Annotated in this window: 20 protein-coding genes; 6 read left to right on the forward strand and 14 right to left on the reverse strand. The window is 62.4% G+C overall.

Features of this window, described 5'->3' with window-relative positions:
• Positions 1–5: 5 nt before the first annotated feature.
• The 5 genes from hxsC to PCO31010_RS10495 all read right to left on the reverse strand — a co-directional run bounded on the left by hxsC (position 6) and on the right by PCO31010_RS10495 (position 3,959).
• A complete protein-coding gene (gene hxsC / locus PCO31010_RS10475; protein WP_150664241.1) occupies positions 6–1,178 on the reverse strand; it encodes a His-Xaa-Ser system radical SAM maturase HxsC in 1,173 nt (390 codons plus the stop codon).
• The gene (hxsB, locus tag PCO31010_RS10480) at positions 1,172–2,632 is read right to left on the reverse strand and encodes a His-Xaa-Ser system radical SAM maturase HxsB (protein WP_150664242.1); all 1,461 of its coding nucleotides are present in this window, start codon (positions 2,630–2,632) and stop codon (positions 1,172–1,174) included. Before hxsB ends, hxsC begins: the two co-directional genes overlap by 7 nt.
• Positions 2,629–2,919 carry a His-Xaa-Ser system protein HxsD gene (gene hxsD / locus PCO31010_RS10485; RefSeq protein WP_150664243.1) on the reverse strand — a complete coding sequence of 97 codons (291 nt, stop codon included), beginning with the start codon at positions 2,917–2,919 and terminating at the stop codon, positions 2,629–2,631. Before hxsD ends, hxsB begins: the two co-directional genes overlap by 4 nt.
• A gap of 56 nt (positions 2,920–2,975) precedes the next feature.
• Positions 2,976–3,302: a His-Xaa-Ser repeat protein HxsA2 gene (hxsA2, locus tag PCO31010_RS27195; RefSeq protein WP_425495012.1), complete on the reverse strand. Its 327-nt coding sequence runs from the start codon at positions 3,300–3,302 to the stop codon at positions 2,976–2,978.
• A 255-nt stretch (positions 3,303–3,557) separates the two neighbouring features.
• Positions 3,558–3,959 (reverse strand): GFA family protein, encoded by a 402-nt coding sequence (locus tag PCO31010_RS10495; RefSeq protein WP_150664245.1) that lies wholly within the window; start codon positions 3,957–3,959, stop codon positions 3,558–3,560.
• Positions 3,960–4,196: 237 nt separating this feature from the next.
• On the opposite strand from PCO31010_RS10495, the gene PCO31010_RS10500 reads away from it, so the two are divergent.
• Positions 4,197–4,457 carry a hypothetical protein gene (locus PCO31010_RS10500; protein WP_150664246.1) on the forward strand — a complete coding sequence of 87 codons (261 nt, stop codon included), beginning with the start codon at positions 4,197–4,199 and terminating at the stop codon, positions 4,455–4,457.
• A gap of 12 nt (positions 4,458–4,469) precedes the next feature.
• Here the strand turns inward: PCO31010_RS10500 and PCO31010_RS10505 are convergent, their stop codons facing one another.
• The 8 genes from PCO31010_RS10505 to PCO31010_RS10540 form a co-directional block, all read right to left on the reverse strand.
• The gene (locus PCO31010_RS10505; protein WP_150664247.1) at positions 4,470–5,669 is read right to left on the reverse strand and encodes a CmpA/NrtA family ABC transporter substrate-binding protein; all 1,200 of its coding nucleotides are present in this window, start codon (positions 5,667–5,669) and stop codon (positions 4,470–4,472) included.
• 9 nt (positions 5,670–5,678) lie between these two features.
• Complete coding sequence (locus tag PCO31010_RS10510) at positions 5,679–6,254, reverse strand: ANTAR domain-containing response regulator (protein ID WP_039404017.1); 576 nt, start codon at positions 6,252–6,254, stop codon at positions 5,679–5,681.
• Between the two features lie 28 nt (positions 6,255–6,282).
• Positions 6,283–7,050, reverse strand: a complete 768-nt coding sequence (gene cobA / locus PCO31010_RS10515) for a uroporphyrinogen-III C-methyltransferase (protein WP_150664248.1) — start codon at positions 7,048–7,050, stop codon at positions 6,283–6,285.
• A 65-nt stretch (positions 7,051–7,115) separates the two neighbouring features.
• Positions 7,116–9,815, reverse strand: a complete 2,700-nt coding sequence (locus PCO31010_RS10520) for a nitrate reductase (RefSeq protein ID WP_150664249.1) — start codon at positions 9,813–9,815, stop codon at positions 7,116–7,118.
• Positions 9,816–9,881: 66 nt separating this feature from the next.
• Entirely contained in the window at positions 9,882–10,247 is a 366-nt protein-coding gene (nirD, locus tag PCO31010_RS10525) for a nitrite reductase small subunit NirD (protein ID WP_150664250.1), read from the reverse strand.
• A 9-nt stretch (positions 10,248–10,256) separates the two neighbouring features.
• Complete coding sequence (nirB, locus tag PCO31010_RS10530) at positions 10,257–12,734, reverse strand: nitrite reductase large subunit NirB (protein WP_150664251.1); 2,478 nt, start codon at positions 12,732–12,734, stop codon at positions 10,257–10,259.
• A 355-nt stretch (positions 12,735–13,089) separates the two neighbouring features.
• Positions 13,090–14,493 carry an MFS transporter gene (locus PCO31010_RS10535; RefSeq protein ID WP_246184547.1) on the reverse strand — a complete coding sequence of 468 codons (1,404 nt, stop codon included), beginning with the start codon at positions 14,491–14,493 and terminating at the stop codon, positions 13,090–13,092.
• Positions 14,494–15,663, reverse strand: a complete 1,170-nt coding sequence (locus PCO31010_RS10540; protein WP_150664252.1) for an acyl-CoA dehydrogenase family protein — start codon at positions 15,661–15,663, stop codon at positions 14,494–14,496.
• Between the two features lie 210 nt (positions 15,664–15,873).
• Between PCO31010_RS10540 and PCO31010_RS10545 the strand changes: the two genes are divergently transcribed.
• From PCO31010_RS10545 to PCO31010_RS10565, 5 genes are read left to right on the forward strand one after another with little or no spacing between them, the layout of a single operon-like run.
• Complete coding sequence (locus PCO31010_RS10545; RefSeq protein ID WP_150662332.1) at positions 15,874–16,347, forward strand: MarR family winged helix-turn-helix transcriptional regulator; 474 nt, start codon at positions 15,874–15,876, stop codon at positions 16,345–16,347.
• A gap of 15 nt (positions 16,348–16,362) precedes the next feature.
• On the forward strand, positions 16,363–18,381 hold the full coding sequence (locus tag PCO31010_RS10550; protein ID WP_150664253.1) for an FUSC family protein: 2,019 nt from the start codon (positions 16,363–16,365) through the stop codon (positions 18,379–18,381).
• Positions 18,378–18,587, forward strand: a complete 210-nt coding sequence (locus PCO31010_RS10555; protein WP_039400588.1) for a DUF1656 domain-containing protein — start codon at positions 18,378–18,380, stop codon at positions 18,585–18,587. The genes PCO31010_RS10550 and PCO31010_RS10555 overlap by 4 nt, the downstream gene beginning before the upstream one ends.
• The gene (locus PCO31010_RS10560; protein WP_150664254.1) at positions 18,584–19,561 is read left to right on the forward strand and encodes an efflux RND transporter periplasmic adaptor subunit; all 978 of its coding nucleotides are present in this window, start codon (positions 18,584–18,586) and stop codon (positions 19,559–19,561) included. The genes PCO31010_RS10555 and PCO31010_RS10560 overlap by 4 nt, the downstream gene beginning before the upstream one ends.
• A gap of 17 nt (positions 19,562–19,578) precedes the next feature.
• Positions 19,579–21,075, forward strand: a complete 1,497-nt coding sequence (locus tag PCO31010_RS10565) for an efflux transporter outer membrane subunit (RefSeq protein WP_150664255.1) — start codon at positions 19,579–19,581, stop codon at positions 21,073–21,075.
• Positions 21,076–21,375: 300 nt separating this feature from the next.
• On the opposite strand, the gene PCO31010_RS10570 is transcribed toward PCO31010_RS10565, so the two are convergent.
• Positions 21,376–21,639: a DUF4148 domain-containing protein gene (locus PCO31010_RS10570; protein WP_039400593.1), complete on the reverse strand. Its 264-nt coding sequence runs from the start codon at positions 21,637–21,639 to the stop codon at positions 21,376–21,378.
• Positions 21,640–21,914: the final 275 nt, after the last annotated feature.

Below are 21,914 nucleotides of genomic sequence, written 5' to 3' on the forward strand. Positions count from 1 at the left end.
GTTCTCTACAGAAAGGCTCGGATCGAGCCACTATAACCATATCGAATTTCTGAAGAAAAAAAGCCGCCGCACTCCGCCTTCCTTATACAAGGCTCGCACTCTTGCGCGTATTCGTTCTTCCAATCAGAAATCGACTTGACGTACGCAGGCTCAATATCTTCGTTCACTAGACATAACTGATGATTGTAAACGGACGTTTTCAGCCCATAACTACGAAGGATCTGCACCGCCTTACTTAGCTCATCCCGGTAAGCAGCTGGGTCAATCCTAAGAACATCCAAGTTCGCTCGCGTGAATCCGGTCATTTCCAACCCCATCAACGCGACATGGTCCACAAACAACAGATTTCTAGCAATAAATTCAGCTAGATCCGGAAGCCCCTCGTACGTTTGCTTGTGCACGACGACGCGAATTTCTACCTTTTGGTTGAAGCGCTTCAGATTGAGAATGCCTCTGATTGTTTCGTCAAACGCCCCCTTTGCTTGGACGACATAGTCATGACGTGACGGATCAGAAGAGTACACAGGAATTCCCACCATTACGTCGTGGTGATCGATCGATGCATATCGTTCAGCGAATCCAGCATCGGAGAAACTTCTGCCGTTCGAGAGCACATGAAGTGAAGTGCGCGGGAGCCAATGCTTGGTTTGGCGAAGTAGATCCAGAAACCCATCCCCAAACAAGGTTGGTTCGCCTCCAGTGATTCCCAGTGAACGAGTGCTGCGAGGAATCAACCGTATCGTCTCCATTGCTTCATCAAGCAACCATCGGTCATCAACTGCCTTCGGCGGCTGAGAACACATCAGACAATAGTTATTGCACTGCTCCGTAACAAGGATACTGTTGTGGTCGGAATTGGCACGAAAGAGCACTCGTACTCTTCCGTCCACGCCAACACCAATCACGTCACCATCAGCCAAGTACGAAAACTCTTGTCCCAACAAGGTGCACGAGGCGCTGTCGTCAAGTTCGGTCGGACGGCTACCAAAGGCAAAGTAGTGGTCAAATCCCTCCGGTACCTTTTGAGGACTCCGACACAGAAACGCAGACTTTTCTCTAAGCGCACGAGGAAGATTTGGATTGGTCCGCAGTCGAAATTGACGGCGACCGGAAGGCAAGCGTTGACGCTCGACATCCTCGTCGCCTGCGCGAATCACGCGCCCAGAAAGTGTCAGCATTTGTTCACCCAGCGCAGGAAGATTTCCTCGACCTCCGAGTCGCTTCGCATGCGCTCCAAAAGGTATTTGGTAACACCCATCGTGCGCTTGCAAAAGTCAGACTCCGGCTTCCGGCCGAGCACATCACCGTACATGCCATGATGGAAAACCGGATCCGCTCCGCACCAGGGCTCGAACGCGCAATCGATGCACATCGGTGCCGATCCGGTAAATGAGTCGTCGAGCGCGGTAAGCAACGCATCGGCAGTGAAAATCTGCTCATATCGATGTTGATGAACATTTCCGATACGAAACGTCGTGTCCCCCATTTCGCGAAGCATCCGACTTTCGTCTGAGGCATACACGTCACCATCGTAGTTGAATACCACCGCGGCGATACCGATACCAGCAGGATTCATCAAATCAACAAAACCAGGATCTTCGACTGACAGCATTTTGGTCAGCAGGAGCGTTGAGTAATACTCTCTGAAGGGAATTCCTGATTTATTGAGCTCCAGTATGTACTCCATCCCCTCTCGATAAAATTCGAGCCAACGCTCCGTGTTGTAGGCCTGAAAACTCTTCGTTTTCAGAGCGAATCCGTACGGAGAAAGGTGACGAAGAAATATCCCATCGAAACCATGCGCTAGATACTCGTCCACGATGTCCCGCACGCGCGTCAGACTTGACGGCGACGTGGTCATCAGCGCTGAGACCGAGTCGTAACCCACCAAGTCGCGAGCTCGGCTCAGTCCTTCGACGAAGCGTTCATGGCTATCACGCCCAGGCCTCGGACGATTCTTATTGTGCAGATCCGCAGGACCATCCAACGATGCTGAAAGAAGAATTTTGTGCGCTCGGCAAAACTCCAAAATCTCGTCGGTGGCAAGCGACAACGTGGTTGTGATAACGAACTGGAGCTCCCGACGTTCGATCTTGTTTCTTTCCTCCGCCTTCGTGACAACGTGCCTGATTAGATCGAAATTCAGCAACGGTTCGCCCCCCTGAAATTCGATCTTTAACGCTTGGTTCGGCGAACGAAAAACCAAATCAAGTGCCTTGTCAGCGGTCTCTATCGTCATATCGAAAGCAGCCTTGTCTTCCGATTGCCGAGACACCTGACAGTACTGGCAGCTATGATCGCATCTCAGCGACGCAACAAAAATATGAAGATTCGTGAAGTTCGCCAGCTTGCTGTATTTCGTACGCATCTTCAACGCGAGTAGTTCCAAGCTAACCTTGTCACCGTCTTCGCGAAGAAAGTGCCGAGATCTCAGCACAGCGTAATCGGGATCTGTCGGACTTAGCTCGCGTCCGACGAACTCCTCCAATTTCTGACGAGATAAGAAGACAAACTCGCCAACGGCATTGGTGGCGACGACATCTCCATCCCCGAGTGCTTCAAATCGGAAGGGAAGTAGCTGGTACTGCTTAGATTCACTTTGGAAGTGCTCTATACCGAGAAACTTGCTCATTTTTGCAAACCCGTGCGCGAGAATGCGTAGGCAAGAATCAGGTTCCTTACCGGCTCGGTTTCCGCCTTGATCTGCGCACGCAGTTGCTGATCGAGCAATTCTCGCTTGAAATTGGCTAGAAGGTTATCCACCGACGTCTCAATTCCGTTGTTCACGTCAATTTCGCAAATTACGTCCCCCCCCACTCGAGAGATCACCACGGTCAGCCGGTCGATAAATCTGTACGCCGACTTTTGAACCGCTTCTGGACTGTAGAACTCTGCGTCTAATTCCAATCGTATTGTCATGGCAGTCTCTGAAGGCCGACTCACAAGGAGTCGGCTGCGACGTTAATCAGCTGTCGTTAATAACGGCTGGAATAGTGGGACGAATGCGAAGAATGTGATGAATGAGACGAGTGCGAACGGTGATATGCCATGAGCGACGCACCTTCTTCGTTTGATCGCTTCAACACGAAGCTGAAAGTGTCTCCCGTCGAAGTGGTCACAGCGATTGACTCGGGACTTACTGCGTCGGCTGATGCGACTGATGTTGTATCAACCGTTTGCGTGGGTGTGTGAACCGGAATCTGCACAGCATTGCTGCTTTGAGCAGCAAAGCCTGCAGCCACGGCCGCGAATGTTTTTAAGAACCCCTTCATGTGCTCTCCATTATTTTGTGCGTCTCTCATGTATGGAAAATCACGGGCTCATATCTATGATTCTCAATATGGCTCGCCAACGAAGTGTAGCGACACCCCAAATGATTTGTAATCATTTGTAACCCTTAGGATCATGAACGCTCCTCTATTGACGATTTAAACACTTGTATACATTGTGTTTTCCGAAGTTGTTATGGCCCGGAGCAGGCCTGCCGTAGATTTTTGAGTGCGAAAATTGCCATCCGTCTCGAGACCATAGCGAGATGACTTTAAGCTGACCAGACGTCAACCGTCCCGCGGCAACAGGTCCTCAATCTCATACCAAGACGCCTTCGACGCCACATGAAGATGCCGCTGCCCCGGGGCGGCGAAAGGGGTGTCGACCGTCCCTAACGCTACCGAGATCCAATCGGCCAACTCCGGGGTATTGCTCGACCAGAAAAGAGAAGACCCGCAGTCCGCGCAGAACTCCCTGCGGACCGATTCGGACGAGGCGTATGCTTTGATGCGCTCTTTACCCGACAGGACGTAAAGGTCTTTACGCTTCGTTCGTCCATAGCTCGCGAATGCCGCGCCGTGTCCCTTGCGGCATTGCGTGCAATGGCAGTGACTGAATTTGACCATCGGCTCGCGAATCTCGAAGCTGATGGCACCGCATAAGCAGCGTCCCTCAAGCACCTTCGACATACGACTCCCTCCCTGACATGATTCCCCTCACTTTACGCAAGAGAGGCTTTCATTTTCGCGCGTTTATCGAAATGAGGCGGCTCCCTACACTGTCACACATGCTGTGATGCAGTGAGACGGGAGGAGACGCCCGCCAAAATGGAAAAACCGGCGCACATCGGTGCGCCGGTTTCCGTTAAGAACCCAACCGTCTCCAGCAGGTGCGTCCTCACAACGCCCTCACCACACACGACGGCCATGAAAAAGAAGATTGCTTTAGCGGCGTTTCTCGCAGTGCCCGGATCTTTCGCGATCCTCGCCCTCGCCTGTCTGCACCCCGTCCTGCGCCGTGAACTGGCCCGCGCAGCCGGGCTCGAACCCGTGTTCGCCAACGTGTCGCGACAAGTCGTCCTGCTCGCACTCGTCTATCACCTGAACATGCATCACCGTCACCGCGAACGCGCCGTGCGCGCCTGCCTTGCGCGTGGCGGCGTCGATTGCGACGTCTTCGCACAGTAAGACGCCGACCGCTCAGCGCGCCCGAATGGCGAATCCATCGATGTAAGCCGTCAGATCGGCAGCACTCGCCGCATCCCACCGGCGACCATCGCACAACACTTCGCCGCTAGCCTCCGACACCACCGGCACCGCCTCCGCGCGCGCCGCCGCCGCGAACAGGTCCGTCTGATTCACTTCCGCCGCCGTTTGCGCGGCATGAATGACCGCATCGTCCCCCACCATCCCCCAACGACGGTACTGCGAGACGAACCACATCCCGTCCGACGGATGCGGGTAATTCACCACGCCACCGTCAAAGAAGCTCACCGGCAATAACGCGTGCCGACCGGACAAGCGTCCGAAATCCCCCAGCAAGCGCGCCGCGATCAGATCGCGCGGCGCCCCCACCCACGCCGGCTCCGCCAGCCAGCCCGCCGCTTCCGCCCGGTGCCCCGGCATGTCCAGCCACCGGCACGCGCTCAGCAGCGTGCGCACCAGCGCTTGCGCCGTCTTCGGATAACGGGCGACGAAGTCCCGTCGGCAGGCGAGCACTTTTTCCGGGTGATTCGGCCAGATATCGCTCGACACCGCGACTGTCCGGCCCAACCCGCGCGCCTGCGCCACCGCGTGCCACGGCTCGCCGCAGCAGAAACCGTCCAGCCCGCCCTCTTCCATCGCCGCGACCATATGCGCGGGCGGAATCACCATGCTGGTAATGTCGCGCAACGGATCGATGCCCTGCGCAGCGAACCAGTAATTCATGAACATCGCGTGCGTGCCCGTCGGGAACGTCTGTGCGAATACCGGCTTGTGGCCGAGCGACACCAATGCCTCACGCAGATCGCCCGTCTCAGCCAGTACGTCCGCTAGCGACGGTGTCACCGTCACTGCCTGTCCGTTGCGGTTAAGCACCATGAGCACGGCCATATCCTCGCGCGGCCCACCAATGCCCAGCTGCACGCCGTAGACCAGCCCGTAAAGCGAATGTGCCGCGTCCAGCTCACCGGTGAGCAGCTTGTCACGGATCGCCGCCCAGGACGCTTCCCGGCTCAGTTCCAGCGTAAGTCCATGCTCGTGCCCTAGCTCCAGACGCTTTGCCACGACCAACGGCGCAGCATCCGACAGCGCGACGAACCCCACACGCAAATGACGCTTCTCCGGCACATCGTCCGAAATTCGATCTTGCCGGTCCGGCGATGGCCCATCGGAAGCCAACCATGATGACGTCGACATGTGCAGTGTCTATCCCAGTAATTCGGCAATCGAGACGAGCTGGCGCGCCACTTCGACGAGCTTCTCGCCCTGATCCATCGCCCGTTTGCGCAGGATGGCGTAGGCCTCCTGCTCGGAAATCCGCCGCCGGTCCATGAGCAGCCGCTTCGCGCGGTCGATCAGTTTGCGGTCGGCCAGTTCGCTTTCCGCCTTGGCCAGTCGCGCGCGCAACTTCTCCTCATGGGCGAAGCGCGCGAGCGCGACTTCGAGAATCGGTGCGAGACGGTCCGCTGCCAGCCCTTCGACGGAATACGCCGTCACCCCGGCGTCGACGGCCGCACGAATGAGCGACTGATTGCCGTCGGCGGAAAACATCAGCACCGGACGCGGTGCGGCCGCATTCATGACCGCCAACTGCTCCAGCGTGTCGCGCGACGGCGACTCGGTATCGATGATGACCACGTCCGGCCGCTCGCTCTCCACCACGCGCGGCAACGCCTGCGGCTTGGCGACCTCGGCCAGCATCTCGCATCCCAGACGCGCGAGCGCCGCCCGCAACTCGCCAATCGGCTTGTCGGTGTCGGTCACGAGCAGCACGCGCAGCATGCCGTGCTCGCTCTTGGTGACGGGAACGTCAGGCGGCACGAGCGACAACTTCCTCAGCGACTACGCCCATCCCGCCCATCGCTACCGACGCCTCACCCACGGCTCCGCCGACGAGCAGAATGGACGGACTGGCGAATCCTTGCGCGCGCACGTCGGCCGCCAGTCGCCCCAGCGTCGTCACCATGCGGCGCTCCTGCGGTGTGCCCGCCCACTGCACCGCGCCCGCCGGTGTGTCTGCATCGAGATGCGCCAGCAACGTCGCGCTCAACGCCTCCACCCGATGCAGTCCCATGTAAATCGCCAGCGTGGTGCCCGTCGCGGCGAGCGCCGACCAGTTCGGGGCACTGCCGTCCTGCCGGTGCGCCGTGACGAAGGTCACGCCCGCGCAATGATCGCGGTGCGTGAGCGACATGCCCAGACCGGCCGCCGCCGCGAACGCCGACGAGATGCCGTTGACGATCTCGACCGGCACGCCCGCACGCCGCAACGCCGTCATTTCCTCGCCCGCGCGACCGAACATCAGCGCGTCGCCGCCCTTGACCCGCACCACATGCGCGCCGCGCTTCGCGAAGCGGCACATCATCCGTTCGATGAACGCCTGCGGCGTCGAGCGGCAACCGCCGCGCTTGCCCACGGCAATCACGCGCGCCCGCGGTGCGAGCGTGGCGATCTCGGGATTGGCCAGATCGTCCACGAGCAACACGTCCGCCTCGCCGAGCACGCGTGCCGCGCGCAACGTCAGCAGATCGAGCGCGCCAGGTCCGGCGCTGAGCAGAGTGACTTTGCCGTTCTTCATGATCGTTCTCCCTTGATTCCTTTACATCCTCGATGTCGTGCATGGAGGCTCGTCGCTCACGACACTTAAGCTGCATTCGTCGTCACCGCTGACGCCGCACACATGCGCTGCAACTCCGGCACGCACGAACCGCAAACCGTCCCGCAGCCAAGCTTCCCCTTCAGTTGCGCGACATCGGCCCCGGCGGCAATCGCTGCGTCGATGCTCGACGCCGTCACCGACTTGCACTGACATACGGTGCGATCTCGCGGCACCGCTGGCCCGCTATCGGCGACGAACACCGCGTGACGTGCGCGCGTCCACGGCGATGCCCCTTTCACACGTGCGAGCAACGTCGTCGATCCCGCAATATCCGCCTCGCTGCCCGCGACCAGCACACCGTCGATGAGCGTGTTGCACCAAGCAACGCGCTTGGTCATTGCACGGCGCGCGTCGCGATACTCCAGCAGCGATTCGTCTCGCGGCAGGGCCAACGCCGTATGCAGACGCTCCAGCCAATCGGCATCCGGTTCAGCGTCGGCAGCCGTCACCACCAGCCGGTCGTCGCCCTCCAGCCGCACCGTCGCGAACCGTCGCTCCGCGAGCAACGGCTGCACGGTCGCGTGCAATTGCAGCGCATCGCCACGACGCACCGCCGCCACGCGCCACGGCAACGTCACGGGTTCGACGCGCACCGCTGCATGCTTCAATTCCGGTTGCTTCGAGTATTTGTCGACGGTACCGATCGTGGTGTCGTTCACGCCACCGCCACCGAGAAACTGACCGCTCCAATGCATCGGGACGAACACCGTGCCCGATGCCACGTCATCGCTCACCGTCAGCGTCAGCACCCGTTCACCGCGACGGCTCGACAGGCGCACGAAGTCGCCCGCCCGCAAGCTGCGACGCGCCGCATCCGCCGGATGCATCGTCAGCGCCGGTTCAGGGGCATGCTCGAACAACTGCCCCACGCGCCCTGTGCGGCTCATGCCGTGCCACTGATCGCGCAACCGTCCCGTAATCAGACGCAGCGGATGCCGTGCATTGATCGGCTCGGCCACCGGCCGATACTCGAACGCGTGAAAGCGCGCACGGCCGTCGCCGGTCGCGAACACGCCGTCCTCATAGCGCCGGGCCGCACCGCGCGCTGCGCCCGCCGGATACGGCCACTGCTGCGGACCGTCACGCTCCAGCAAGGCGTAATCGATGCCGCCGATGTCGAGATCGCGGCCGAGCGTGAGCGTGCGATGTTCGTTGAAGATCGTCTCGATGGACGAAAACGCGAACGGCTCGGGCGACGCGTCGAGCTTCGGTGCGAGACGCCGCGCCACTTCGCTCGCAATCCACCAGTCAGCGCGCGCATCGCCGGGTGCGGGGATCGCCGCACGCACACGCGAAATTCGGCGCTCGGAATTCGTGACGGTACCGGCCTTCTCGCCCCAACTCGCGGCGGGCAGCAGTACATCCGCGTAGGGCACCGTATCCGTCTGATGAAAAGCTTCCTGCACGACGACGAACTCCGCCGTTGCCAGCGCTTCGCGCACGCGTGCGCTGTCCGGCATCGAATGCACAGGGTTCGTACAGGCGATCCAGATTGCTTTGATACGTCCGTCGCGCACCGCATCGAACATCTCCACAGCGGGCAGGCCCGGCGTGTCGGAGAGTCCCTGCACGCCCCAGAGCTGTTCGACTTCGGCACGATGGGCCGCATTGCCGATATCGCGATGCGCGGCGAGCATGGTGGCCAGTCCGCCGACTTCGCGTCCGCCCATGGCGTTGGGCTGACCGGTCAGCGAGAACGGCCCGGCACCGGCGCGTCCGATCTGCCCCGTTGCCAGATGCAGATGGATGAGCGCAAGGTTCTTCTCCGTGCCGTGGCTCGACTGATTCAGTCCCATGCAATACAGCGAGAGCGCCGCCGGGCTTTCCCCGAACCAGTCCGCCGCCTGACGCAACGCCGACTCTTCGATGCCGCAGATATCCGCGACGAGCTGCGGCGGATAGGCGCGCAGCACTTGCTTGAGGGCGTCGAACCCTTCCGTGTGCGCATCGATATAGCGACGGTCGATGCGCCCTTCCCAAATGAGGTGGTGCAGCATGCCGTGAAACAGGGCGACGTCCGTACCCGGCACGATCGCCAGATGCAGGTCCGCCATCGCCGCCGTATCGGTGCGGCGCGGATCGACCACGATCCAGCGAATCGACGGATCGGCGGCCTTCGCCGCTTCCAGACGCCGGAACAGCACCGGATGCGCATACGCCATGTTGCTGCCCGCGAAGATCACAGTGCGGGCGGCTTCGAGATCGTCGTAGCACGTGGGCGGGCCGTCGGCACCGAGCGCCATCTTGTACGCGCTCACGGCGCTCGACATGCACAGTCGCGAGTTCGTGTCGATGTTGTTGGTGCGCACCAGCCCTTTCGCGAGCTTGTTGAAGACGTAATAGTCCTCGGTCAGCAACTGCCCCGAAACGTAGAACGCCACCGAGTCCGGTCCGTGACGGCGAATGACGTCGGCAAAGCGCGACGCCACCGTTTCCAGCGCGGCGTCCCACGTTGCGGGGACGCGCTCGGCATCGCGCGTGGCGCGCATCTCGGGCATCAGCACGCGTCCGGCGAGCGACTGCGCTGTCAGCGGCAGCGTCATGCCTTTGCTGCACAGTCGTCCGTAGTTCGCCGGGTGGTTCGGATCGCCCTGCACACCGACGATGCGCTCGCCGTCGCTCTCGACGAGCATGCCGCAACCGACGCCGCAGTAGCAGCAAGTGGTTTGCGTGAGGGTTGTCATGGGGACTCCGGCGCTTGTTTGTATGTGTCGTGGGTGTTGCGCAAACCGATGAAAAAGCGGCAACCGTCAGGCCGCTACCGTCTCGGTCGCGGAAGTGCTCACCGTCTCGTCAATCGACAGATACACCTCGCCCGCGTCGATCCGCACCGGGAAGCGCTGTGCGCAACCGACGTCCGGTGCGCAGGCTTCGCCCGTCGTCAGATCGATGTTCCAGGCGTGCAGCGGACACGTCACCTTCTCGCCGTGCACGATGCCCAGCGACAACGCGCCGCCCTTGTGCGGACACTTGTCGCGCAGCGCGAAGACGTTGTCGCTCTCGGTGCGAAACAGTGCGATGTTGCCGCTTGCGTGGTTCAGCACACGCGTGCCCAGACGCGGGATCGCATTTACGTCGCAGACATGCAGCCAGATCGGTTGGGATGACGTCGTCATGGGATCTCCTCAGGCAGTCGTGGTTTCGGTCGCGACGTCGGCAGGCGTTGCGCTCTGCGCCGTCGCCGTGAGCGGCCGGTACTCGTTGGCTTGCGCGCCGTTGATACGCGCCTGCCACGGGTCGGGCAGTCCGTCGAGCGAGAACAACAGACGCTCATACAGTGCACGACGATTGGCGGCGTCCGCCACCACGCGCTGCTTCACGTAATCGAGGCCCACGCGATCGAGGTAATGCACCGTTCGGTCGAGGTAGTAGGCTTCCTCACGATACAACTGAAGGAACGCGCCGGTGTACTCCTTGACCTCCTCGGCCGTCTTCACCTTCACGAGGAACTGCGCCACTTCCGTCTTGATGCCGCCGTTGCCGCCCACATACAGCTCCCAGCCCGAGTCGACGGCAATCACGCCCACGTCCTTGATCCCGGCTTCGGCGCAGTTGCGCGGGCAGCCCGACACGGCCAGCTTCACCTTGTGCGGCGACCACATGTTCGCGAGCATCGTCTCCAGATCGATGCCCATCTGCGTGCTGTTCTGCGTGCCGAAGCGGCAGAACTCGCTGCCCACACACGTCTTCACCGTGCGGATCGACTTGCCGTAAGCGTGACCCGACGGCATACCCAGATCGCGCCACACGTTCACCAGATCGTCCTTCTTCACGCCGAGCAAGTCGATGCGCTGACCGCCCGTGACCTTGACCATCGGAATCTGATACTTGTCGGCCACATCTGCAATGCGGCGCAGTTCGCTCGCATTCGTCACACCGCCCTTCATCTGCGGGATGACGGAGAACGTGTTGTCCTTCTGGATGTTGGCGTGCACGCGTTCGTTGACGAAGCGGCTTTGCGGATCGTCCACCGCTTCCTTCGGCCACGTGCTGAGCATGTAGTAGTTCAGCGCCGGACGGCACGTTGCGCAGCCGTTGGGCGTGCGCCATTCGAGGAAGTCGAAGGCGGCGCGGTGCGTGGTCAGGCGATGCTCGCGCACCGCACGACGCACATCTGCGTGCGACAGGTCGGTGCAGCCGCACACGGCCTTCTCCTTCGGCGCGGCGTCGTAGGTCGAACCGAGCGTGCTCATCAGAATCTGTTCGCACAGCCCTGCGCACGAGCCGCAGGAACTGGCGGCCTTGGTGTGCTTCTTCACTTCGTCGAGCGTGAACAGGCCCTTCTCGGTGATGGCCTTAACAATGGTGCCCTTGCAAACGCCGTTGCAACCGCAGACCTCGTCGGTATCGGCCATGGCCGACGCGCGGTTCTGCCCTTGCGTGCCGACGTCGCCCACGCTCGACTCGCCGAACATGATGCGCTCGCGCAACTCGCCCAGCGTGCGCCCTTCGCGCAGCAGCTTGAAGTACCACGCGCCGTCCGCCGTGTCGCCATACAGACAGGCGCCGACGAGCTTGTCGTCGCGAATCACGAGCTTCTTGTAGACGCCGCTCGCCGGGTCCGACAGCACGATTTCCTCCGTGCCCTCGCCGCCCAGAAAGTCGCCCGCCGAGAACAGATCGATGCCCGTGACCTTGAGCTTCGTGGAGAGCACCGAGCCGCGATAGCTGCCGATGCCCATCAACGCGAGGTGATTCGCGCAGACCTTGGCCTGCTCGAACAACGGCGCGACGAGACCGTACGCCACGCCGCGATGGCTCACGCATTCGCCCACGGCGTAGATGCGCGGATCGTAGGTTTGCAGCGTGTCCGACACCACGATGCCGCGTGCGCAGTGCAAACCGGCCGCTTCCGCCAGCGTGGTATTCGGGCGGATGCCTGCGGCCATCACCACGAGATCCGCCGCGATTTCGTCGCCGTTGCTGAACTTCACGGCGCGCACGCAGCGGTTGTCGTCGCCGAGAATCTCGGACGTCTGATGCGACAGACGGAACGCGAGGCCGCGCGCTTCGAGCGACTGTTGCAGCAGCTTGCCCGCCGTGCTGTCCAACTGACGCTCGAGCAGCGTGTCGGCCAGATGCACGACCGTGACGTCCATGCCGCGCAGTTTCAGGCCGTTGGCCGCCTCCAGACCGAGCAGTCCACCGCCGATCACGACCGCGTGACGCTTCACCTTGGCCGTCTCGATCATGATTTCGGTGTCGCGGATGTCGCGATAGCTGATCACACCATCGAGATCCTTGCCCGGCACCGGCAGAATGAACGGGCTGGAGCCGGTCGCGATGAGCAGACGGTCGTAAGGCGCTTCGGTGCCGTCGGCACAGCGCACCACGCGGCTCCGACGGTCGATCTGCGTGACTTCGCGGCCCAGATGCAGCGTGATGCCCTTCTCCGCATACCAGTCGAGCGGATTGAGCACGATGTCCTTGAACGCCTGTTCGCCAGCGAGCACCGGCGAGAGCAGGATACGGTTGTAGTTCGGATGCGGCTCGGCGCCGAACACGGTGATGTCGTATTGGTTCGGTGCAATCTCAAGCAGCTCTTCGAGCGTGCGGATGCCGGCCATGCCGTTGCCGATGACGACCAGACGAGGTTTGCGCATGCTGTCTTCTCCTGTAGCGCCTGCAGCGCCCGAAAAACAAAACGGCGTCCATCCGTGCCGAAGCACAGAGGGACGCCGTTGTCCTGTGGGTACGTCGCAGGCTGTCCCGCCTGACGTCGCACCTGAATTCTTTGCCGGCGACGCCTTTGCCGCTGGCACTAACGCTAACGCAACAAGCGTGCCAGCACGTGGGATATCGCCCGCCGGGCGTTACCGGGCAAGGAGAAGATCAGAAGTTGTCTATGGGAAACGCCCGAAAGTGGCGCTAAAAAACGTTAAATCTGCTGCACCGCACCAGTGCATGACGCTGGGCCGCAGCCCCGCGCGCACCAACTTGATGCCTGCACGCGGTGCGTCAACTGGCTTCCTTCGGTTTGGCACCTGACGATTTGTGTCCGCTGACTTGCGCGCCAGCGTCGTGCGGCAGGCGCATGCCGTCGATCAGTGCGAGTAACGCAATCACCGCCATGACGACGAACGTCCAACGGAAACTCGCGGTGCTGAACGGTGCGACACCCGCCACTTCCGTGAACTTGAGGATGAGCGCACCAAGCGCGATGCCCATGCCCGTCATCATCTGCTGAAGCGCGGAAGACAGCGTCGCAGCGCCGCTCATGTCGGCAGGTGGCACGTCGGCGAATGCCATCGTGGCAAGCGTGGTGAACTGCATCGACCGGCAGATGCCCCCGAACAGCAGCACGAGCGCGACGAGCCAGAACGGGGTCGTCGACGACAGCGCGGCGCACATCAGAAAGCCGATCACGACAAGCACACCGTTGCCGAGCAGCACACGACGGAAGCCGAAGCGCTTAAGGATCGGTGTCGTTGCGGGCTTGATGCCGAGATTGCCCGCGAAGAGTGCGAGCATCAGCAGGCCGGACGTCACCGCGCTCAGACCGAACGCCAGTTGGAACATGAGCGGCAGCAGAAACGGCGCGCTGCCGATCGTCATGCGAAAAAGCGAACCGCCCCACACCGTCACGGCAAACGTCTGTACGCGCATGGCCGCCAGATTGATGAGCGGGTGCGGCGTGTGCAGGAAGTGCCGGATCGACCAGCCCATCGAGAGCAATCCGATGGCGAGGCAACCGATCACCATCGGCCAGTCGGCAGGCGTGCGGCTTGCCAGCTCGACGCCGAACATCAGCAAGCTGGCACCGACGCCGCTCATCACGAAGCCCGGCAGATCGAACGGCTTGCGCTCGCCCGGCGAGGGGCCGACCAACCACAACGCGCCCGCGAATGCCGCGAGGCCCAGCGGCACGTTGATCAGAAAGATCCAGTGCCAACTCCACGTCGACGAGATGAAGCCCCCAAGCGCGGGACCGAGGACGGGGGCGGCGAGGCCCGGCCATGTGATCGTTGCAATGGCACGCACCAGCTCCGGCTTGGGGGTATTGCGCAGCACGACGAGTCTCCCGACAGGCACCATCATTGCCCCGGCCAGCCCCTGAAGCACCCGGCAGGCGGTGAACATGCCGAGGCTTGTGCTCATCGCGCACAGCACGGACGCCAGCGTGAAAAGCGCGATGGCGGCGGGGAACACGCGGCGCGGCCCGAGCCGGTCCGCCAGCCACCCGCTCGCCGGAATGAACGCAGCGAGTGCAACGAGATAAGCCGACAGACCGATGGACAGTTGCGACGGCGCGACGCCGAAGTCCGTCGCCATGGCGGGTAGCGACGTGGTGATGATGGTGGCATCGAGGTTCTCCATGAAGAACGTCGACGCCACCAGAAAGGGTAGCGCGCGTCGGCTCACTCAGTCCCTCTGCATCAACGCGCGGCCAATGATGAGCTGCTGAATCTGCGTGGTGCCCTCGTACAGACGCAGCAGACGCACGTCGCGATAGAAGCGCTCGACCTTGTATTCATTGATGTAGCCCGCCCCGCCGTGGACCTGCACGCCGCGATCCGCCACGCGTCCGACCATTTCCGTGCAGAACAGCTTGGCGCACGAGGCCCGCGTGCTGACGTCGGCGTCGCGCTTGCCCACGGGCTTCGCGTCGTATCGCGCGGCGCAGTCCTGCACCATCGACCACCCGGCGTAGAGTTCGGCCTGACTGTCGGCGAGCATCGCCTGCACTAACTGGAAGTCGCCGATGCGCTCGCCGAACTGCTTGCGCTCGCGGGCATAGGCCACGGACTCGTCGAGAATGCGCTGCGCCATGCCGCAGGCGAGCGCCGCCACGTGCAGACGCCCCCGGTCGAGTACCTTCATGGCCGTCTTGAAACCCTTACCGGCTTCGCCGCCGATGATGTTCGCCGCCGGGACGCGCGCGCCTTGCAGCACGACGTCGCAGGTCTTCGTGCCGCGCTGGCCCATCTTCTTGTCTGCCTTGCCCAGCGACAGGCCCGGGGTGTCAGCGGGGACGATGAACGCCGAAATGCCGCCTGCGCCCTCGCCGCCGGTACGCGCCATCAGCGTAAACGCCCCGGCGCGCGGCGCGTTGGTGATGAAACGCTTCACGCCGTCGAGCACATAGACGTCGCCGTCGCGCACCGCGCGGGTCTTGAGCGCAGCCGCGTCCGATCCCACGTCCGGCTCGGTCAGCGCGAACGACATGATCAGTTCGCCACTCGCCACGCGCGGCAACAGATCGCGCTTCTGCGCGTCGGTGCCGTCCATCAGAATGCCCTGCGAGCCGATGCCGACGTTCGTGCCGAACACCGAACGGAACGCCAGCGACGTCTGCCCGAACTCATAGGCCACGCGCACTTCCTGCACCATCGACAGACCGATCCCGCCGAACTCCTCGGGAATCGACAGGCCGAACAGTCCCATCTCTTTCATCTCTTCGACGATGACGGCGGGCACTTCGTCGTGCTCCTCGACGTCGTTCTCGGCGGGCACAAGCCGCTCGCGGATGAAGCGTTGGACCGCAGCGAGCAGCAGCTCGAACGATTCGCTATCCAGTCCCTTGGATGTCATTGGGCGTCCCTTGAAATATGTCGTAACACTTGGCGACGGGCGTGAAGCCTGCGCGCCGGATGCCGCTATCTTACCCGCCGACATCGCCGAAAGGCACGCCACGTCAGCCTCTGCCAAGGATGCTGCCCGAGGCTTCCCACGATTCCCACGGATTTCGCAACAGCCTATTAGCTAGCATCCTAATTATTAGTTAACATATAATCTTTCGCCATGACCTCCCTAGAATCGCTCCGCTTTGTCTTCACCAGCCATCTGCTGCTGGCGGGCAAACAATGGCGCCAGTTATCGCAGGGCGCGATTGTCGAATACGGCATCTCCGCGGCGAGCGCCGGCCCCCTGCTGTTCATCCGCCGTCTTGGCCAGGGTGTGCGTCAGGTCGAGCTGGCCGAGTACGTCGGGCTCGAAGGCGCGTCGCTCGTGCGCCTGCTCGATCAGTTGTGCGCGGCCGGTCTGGTCGTGCGCGAAGTGGACGCCAGCGACCGTCGCGCCAATGCGCTGCGGCTCACCGAAGCGGGTGAAACGCTCGCCGAAAAGCTCGAAGTCGAACTCAGCCAGTTGCGTGCCAAGGTGTTCGCGAATATCCCCCGGGAAGATTTCGATGCCGTGCTGCGCGTGTTCGAAACGCTCAACCGCGCGGCGGACCCGGACGGGTCCATCCTCGCGATGGAACTCCCCAAAAAGTAGTCAAAGACGTCGACCGTGCTTACCTGGCCTTCCTCCCGCGACTGGATTTTCTCGATCAAGGCGTTCGTCGCCTCGATGCTGGCGCTGTACATCGCGCTCGCGCTCGGCCTGCCGCGCCCCTATTGGGCGATGGCCACCGTCTACATCGTCTCGCATCCGCTGACGGGCGCAACCCGCTCCAAGGCGCTGTACCGCGTGCTCGGCACGCTGCTGGGTGCTGCGGCGTCCATTGCGTTCGTGCCCGCGCTCGTCAACACCCCCGAATTACTGATGGCCGCCGTCGGTCTGTGGACCGGCACGCTGCTCTATATCTCGTTACTGCATCGCTCGCCTCGCAGTTACGTGTTCTTGCTGGCGTCGTACACACTGCCGCTCATCGCCCTGCCCGCCGTGAACACTCCGTCGGGCATTTTCGACATTGCCATCGCGCGCTCGGAAGAGATCATTCTCGGCATCGTCTGCGCCAGCGTCGTGGGCGCGGTGATTCTGCCTACGAGCGTGGCGAAGGTGCTGCACGACCGCTCGGCCCGCTGGCTCACCGACGCCGCGCGCTGGACCACCGACATGCTGTCGGCCGACCCCGAAGGTAAAGCTACGCGCCACATGAGCCGTCACCGCATGGCGGCCGACATTCTGGCTCTCGACCAGTTGATCAGCCAACTGTCGTATGACGCCGATACATCGGAGCGCGTGCGCGACGCACAGGAACTGCGCGGACGCATGACGATGATGATGCCGGTACTCTCGACCGTGGCGTCGCTGGTGCAAACGTTACGTTTGCATCCGAACGGGGCGCCCGAAGCGCTCGAAGCCAAGATGGCGGAAATCGTCGCGTGGCTACGCCGGGGTGCACCGTCACCCGCGCCCGCCCATCTGCTCAAGCCGCCACAATCGGCCGGTGAAGCGTCGGACTGGTATGGCGCGCTCGTGTCCGCGACGGAAGACCGTCTTCGCTCGCTCGTGCAGTTGTGGCAGGACTGCGCCTCGCTGCAACGCCGCTTCGGACAGCATGAAGGCGCCCCCGAATGGACGCCCGCCTTCCCGCACTGGGAACTGGGCGGTGCACGTCACTACGACCACGGCCTGCTGCTGTTCTCGACGATCTCGGCGGCACTCTGCACGTTCCTGATGGGCATGGCGTGGATCTACACGGGCTGGAACGACGGCGCGGCTGGCGTGTCGCTCGGCGCGGTGGCCTGCTGCTTCTTCGCGGCGATGGACGAGCCCGCACCGTTCATCCGCTCGTTCTTCTGGGCGACGGCCGTGTGCGTGGTGTTCGCCGCCGTGTACGTGTTCTTCATCCTGACGAACGCCCATGACTTCGGTCTGCTCGTGGCGCTCTTTGCCGTGCCGTTCGTGCTGCTCGGCACACTGATCCCACAGCCGCGCTTCACGATGGTGGCCATGCTCGTGGCGGTGAACACGGCGACTTTCGTGGGGATTCAGGGCGGATACAACGCCGACTTCCAAAGCTTTCTAAACAACAACATCGCCGGTCTAGCCGGGGTTCTGTTCGCACTGTTGTGGACCTTGCAGACGCGCCCGTTCGGCACGCGCGTCGCCATGCGTCGACTGATTCATTCGAGCTGGCGCGACATCGCAAAGAACGCGATGGGCCGCTCGGTGAGCGAACACAACCGCCTGCGGGCACGGCTGCTCGACCGGCTCGGCCAACTGGTGCCGCGTCTGGCGGCGAGCGAAAGCGAAACGTCGAGCGACGGTTTTACCGAAGTGCGCGTCGAACTCTCCGCGCTCGCTCTACAACGCGAATTGCCGAATCTGAATCCATCGCAACGCAATGCGGTCGAGGCCGCGCTGTCCGACGTGGCGCGCTTCTACCAGTCGCGACTCGACGCACAGGTGAGCCAGCCCGACGCCACGCTGCGAGACAAACTGCTGGGCGCCGTGCGCTCGCTGGTGGCCCATAGCGATCAGGCCTCGCGCAGCGCGCGCGCCTCGCTCATGGACATCCACGTCGCACTCTTCCCGCCTACGTCCCCCACCTCCACAGCCTTGACCCGGAGTCCCCAATGAGCGGCGAGATCGACATCTACGGTGTATTCGTGCCGACGCTGCTGGCCCTGATGGTCGTGGCGTTCGTGCTGACGGGGGCGCTGCGCTTCGTGCTGGCGCGCATCGGCTTTTACAAGCTCGTCTGGCACCGCTCCTTATTCAACCTTGCTGTGTACATCATCGCGCTGGGCGGCATCGTCGCCATCGCGCACGCCTGCCAACCATGAAACTGAAACTTCGCTCTCTCGGTCCCGTCGTTCTGACGCTCGCGGTCTCCTGCGTGGCGGTCTACGTGCTGCTGCACCTCTGGGACTACTACACGGTCGCCCCGTGGACGCGCGATGGTCGTATTCGCGCCGACATCGTGCAGGTCGCCCCCGACGTCTCCGGTCTGATTACCGACGTCGAGGTCAAAGACAACCAGCCGGTGCACCGTGGCGATCTGCTGTTCGTGATCGACCGTGATCGCTACACGCTCGCGTTGCAGCAAGCCGAGGCGACCGCCGCCGCACAGCGCGCCACGCTCGCGCAGGCACGTCGCGAGAACGCACGTAATCATCAGTTGACGGAAGTGGTGGCCAAGGAAGTCGTCGAAGCCGGTCAGGCCAAGGTCGAATCCGGTGAAGCGGCCGTGGCGCAAGCCGACGCCGCGGTGCGCCTTGCGAAGCTCAACCTGGAACGCACCCGCGTGGTTGCGCCTGCCGATGGCTACCTGAACGACCGTCTGCCGCGCGTGGGCGACTACGTGACGACGGGCCGTCCGGTCCTCTCAATGGTCGACGCTGGCTCGCTGCACGTCGAAGGCTATTTCGAAGAAACCAAGATGCGCGGCATCCATATCGGCGACAAGGTGGAAATTCGCCTGATGGGCGAGCGTCACGTGTTGCACGGGCATGTGCAGAGCATCGTCGCCGGTATCGAGGATCGGGACCGCACCAGCGGCGCGTCGATGCTGCCGAACATCAACCCCACCTTCAACTGGGTCCGTCTCGCGCAACGCATTCCGGTGCGTATCGCGCTCGACGACGTGCCCGCCGACATGCGTCTCGTCGCCGGTCGTACGGCCACGGTGACCGTCGTCGAAGGTCAGGACAAAGCGCAGCCGAAACACGCAGAACACGCAGCGCAGCCTGACGATGCAGCACCGACGGCAATGGCCGCCGTCACGCGAAGCGACGCACCGGCAGGAGTGCGCAAGTGAGCGCGACGAAGACCGCCATGAAAGTAACGCGGCCCCGTCTCCTTCTGCTGAGCGCAGTGGCAGTTGCCGCCGCGCTCGTCGCGGGATGTACGACCGTCGGGCCGGACTATCACTTGCCGGAGAACTCCTTCATGCGTTCGTCCGAGGCAAACGGCGCACTCGCGAATGTCTCGAAGCCGGGCGTGGTCTCCATCGAAGCGGTGCCGGATGACTGGTGGCAGCTGTACGACGATCCGAAGCTCGACGCACTCGTGAAAGAAGCGCTCGCCGCCAATACGAACGTGCGCGTGGCGCTGGCCAATGTGCAGCGCGCCGTTGCGCTGTATCACGAAGTGGAGTCCGAGAATCTGCCGCAGGGCGGTGTGCAGGCCGAAGCGGCCCGCGCACAGATTTCGGGCGAAAGTCTGCTCAAGGAAGAGAAGCTGCCGGTGGTGAACATTGCCGTCGCCACGCTCGGCATCTCCTATCAGATCGACTTCTTCGGCAAGCTAGCCCGTGCGGACGAAGCCGCACTCGCCGCCGCCGAAGCGAGCCAGGCTGCGCTCGATGTCGCTCGCGTGAGCGTGGCGGCCGAGACCGTTCGCGCGTACGTGCAAAGCTGCGCGGCCAATCACGAGTACGACATTGCCAACGAGCAACTGAAGTTGCAGGAACGCAGCGTCGCGATCACTCGCAAGCTGGTCGACGCCGGACGCGATCAGCCGACCGATCTGCTGCGCGCGCAGGCGCAAGCCGACACGTTGCGCGCCGGGCTCCCGCATTATCTGGCGCAGAACGAAGCCGCCAACGACCGGCTGGCGGTGATGCTCGGCAAGGTGCCGGGCACGCTCGACGCGAGCCTCACGCAATGCCGTCGGATTCCGCAACTCACGCAGGCGCTGCCCGTCGGCGACGGCACGGCGCTGCTTAAACGTCGCCCGGACGTGCGTCAGGCAGAGCGCGAACTGGCATCGGCCACGGCGAAGATCGGCGTAGCGACGGCGGACCTTTATCCGACGATTCGCTTCGGCGCATCGATTGGCGCGAACGGCGTGCTGGAACACTTCGGTCAGGGACGCACCGAACAATGGACCGTCGGTCCGATGATCTCGTGGTCGCTGCCGACCAACGGCGTGCGCTCGCACATCAAGGGCATGGAGGCTGGCGCGAACGCTGCGCTCGCGCACTTCGACGGTGTGGTGCTCAAGGCGATTCAGGAAACGCGGACTTCGCTCTCGGCGTACACCCGCGAATTGCAGCGCGACGATGCGCTGCGCGACGCGCGCGACAAATCCCGTGCCGCTGCGCAACAGAACCACAAGCTCTATCAGGCGGGCCGTGCGCCGTACCTCACGAGCCTCGACGCCGAGCGCACGCACGCGAGCGCCGAAGCAGCGCTCGCTGCGTCCGAAACGCAGGTCGCCATGGATCAGGTCAATCTGTTCCTGGCGCTGGGCGGCGGATGGCAATCGAGCGTCGCAAAGGACAAGGCCGCCATGGCCGAATCTCATTCGTCCGACGCATCTACGCTTTGATCCACGCATTGAAACGAGGTCGCTGGCGCCTGTCCCACGATATGCACGATATGACCTCGGATACGCTGCCGGGCCTCCAGAAACACACAAGCCCCGTCGGGACCGAGGTCCTCTGGCGGGGCTGTGGCAAGTGACGCGCTAGGGCGTCGTGAGGAAGATTCGCGCGGCGCGGGCGGGACGCGTAATGCTCGAACGGTCGATGCGATCAAACGAATCAGGCGGGCCGTCGGCGAATCGGGTGCAACTTCAGCACTTCAGTACATCTCGGGACTGACTGTCCCTCTTCCACACATCGAGACTTCAGTTGACTGCCGGGGCTTGCGGGGCAGCGCTGTGTTGCGCCGCTTCGATTTCGGCGGTGCGCTTTTGCAACTGAACCGATTGCTCGAAGGTGTACGGGAAGTTGAATTCCGTCACCGGCGACAGGCCGAGTTCGCGTGCGGCTTGCAGTTCGGCGCGCACATGTTCACGGGTCACACCGGTCGATTGATCGGCAGCGAAAGCCGAGCCAGCGGCTACGGTCAGGCTGACCAGCGCAATGGCGCTCAGCAGGTTCTTTTTCATGGAAAACTCCTTTTATCGTTCGTATGTCGTTCAAAGTGACGAAAACCGCTAACCGATCAGTTTTCGCCATGAGTAAATTATAGTTTTCCCTAGGAATTGAACTAGCCTCAAAGCGACAACACACCGTTTCGGAAAAGGTGTGAAATCCGCTGAATTCAGGGGAGGAATGTCTCGAAAATGGCGGGAATATGTCGCGCAATGGGCAAAGGCGACAGATGTGAAATCACAAGGCAAAGCGGCTTCGTGAACGCCCGGAATTGGCGCTCACGAACTCG

It is taken from the genome of Pandoraea commovens (assembly GCF_902459615.1).
In the GTDB taxonomy this organism is placed as follows: domain Bacteria; phylum Pseudomonadota; class Gammaproteobacteria; order Burkholderiales; family Burkholderiaceae; genus Pandoraea; species Pandoraea commovens.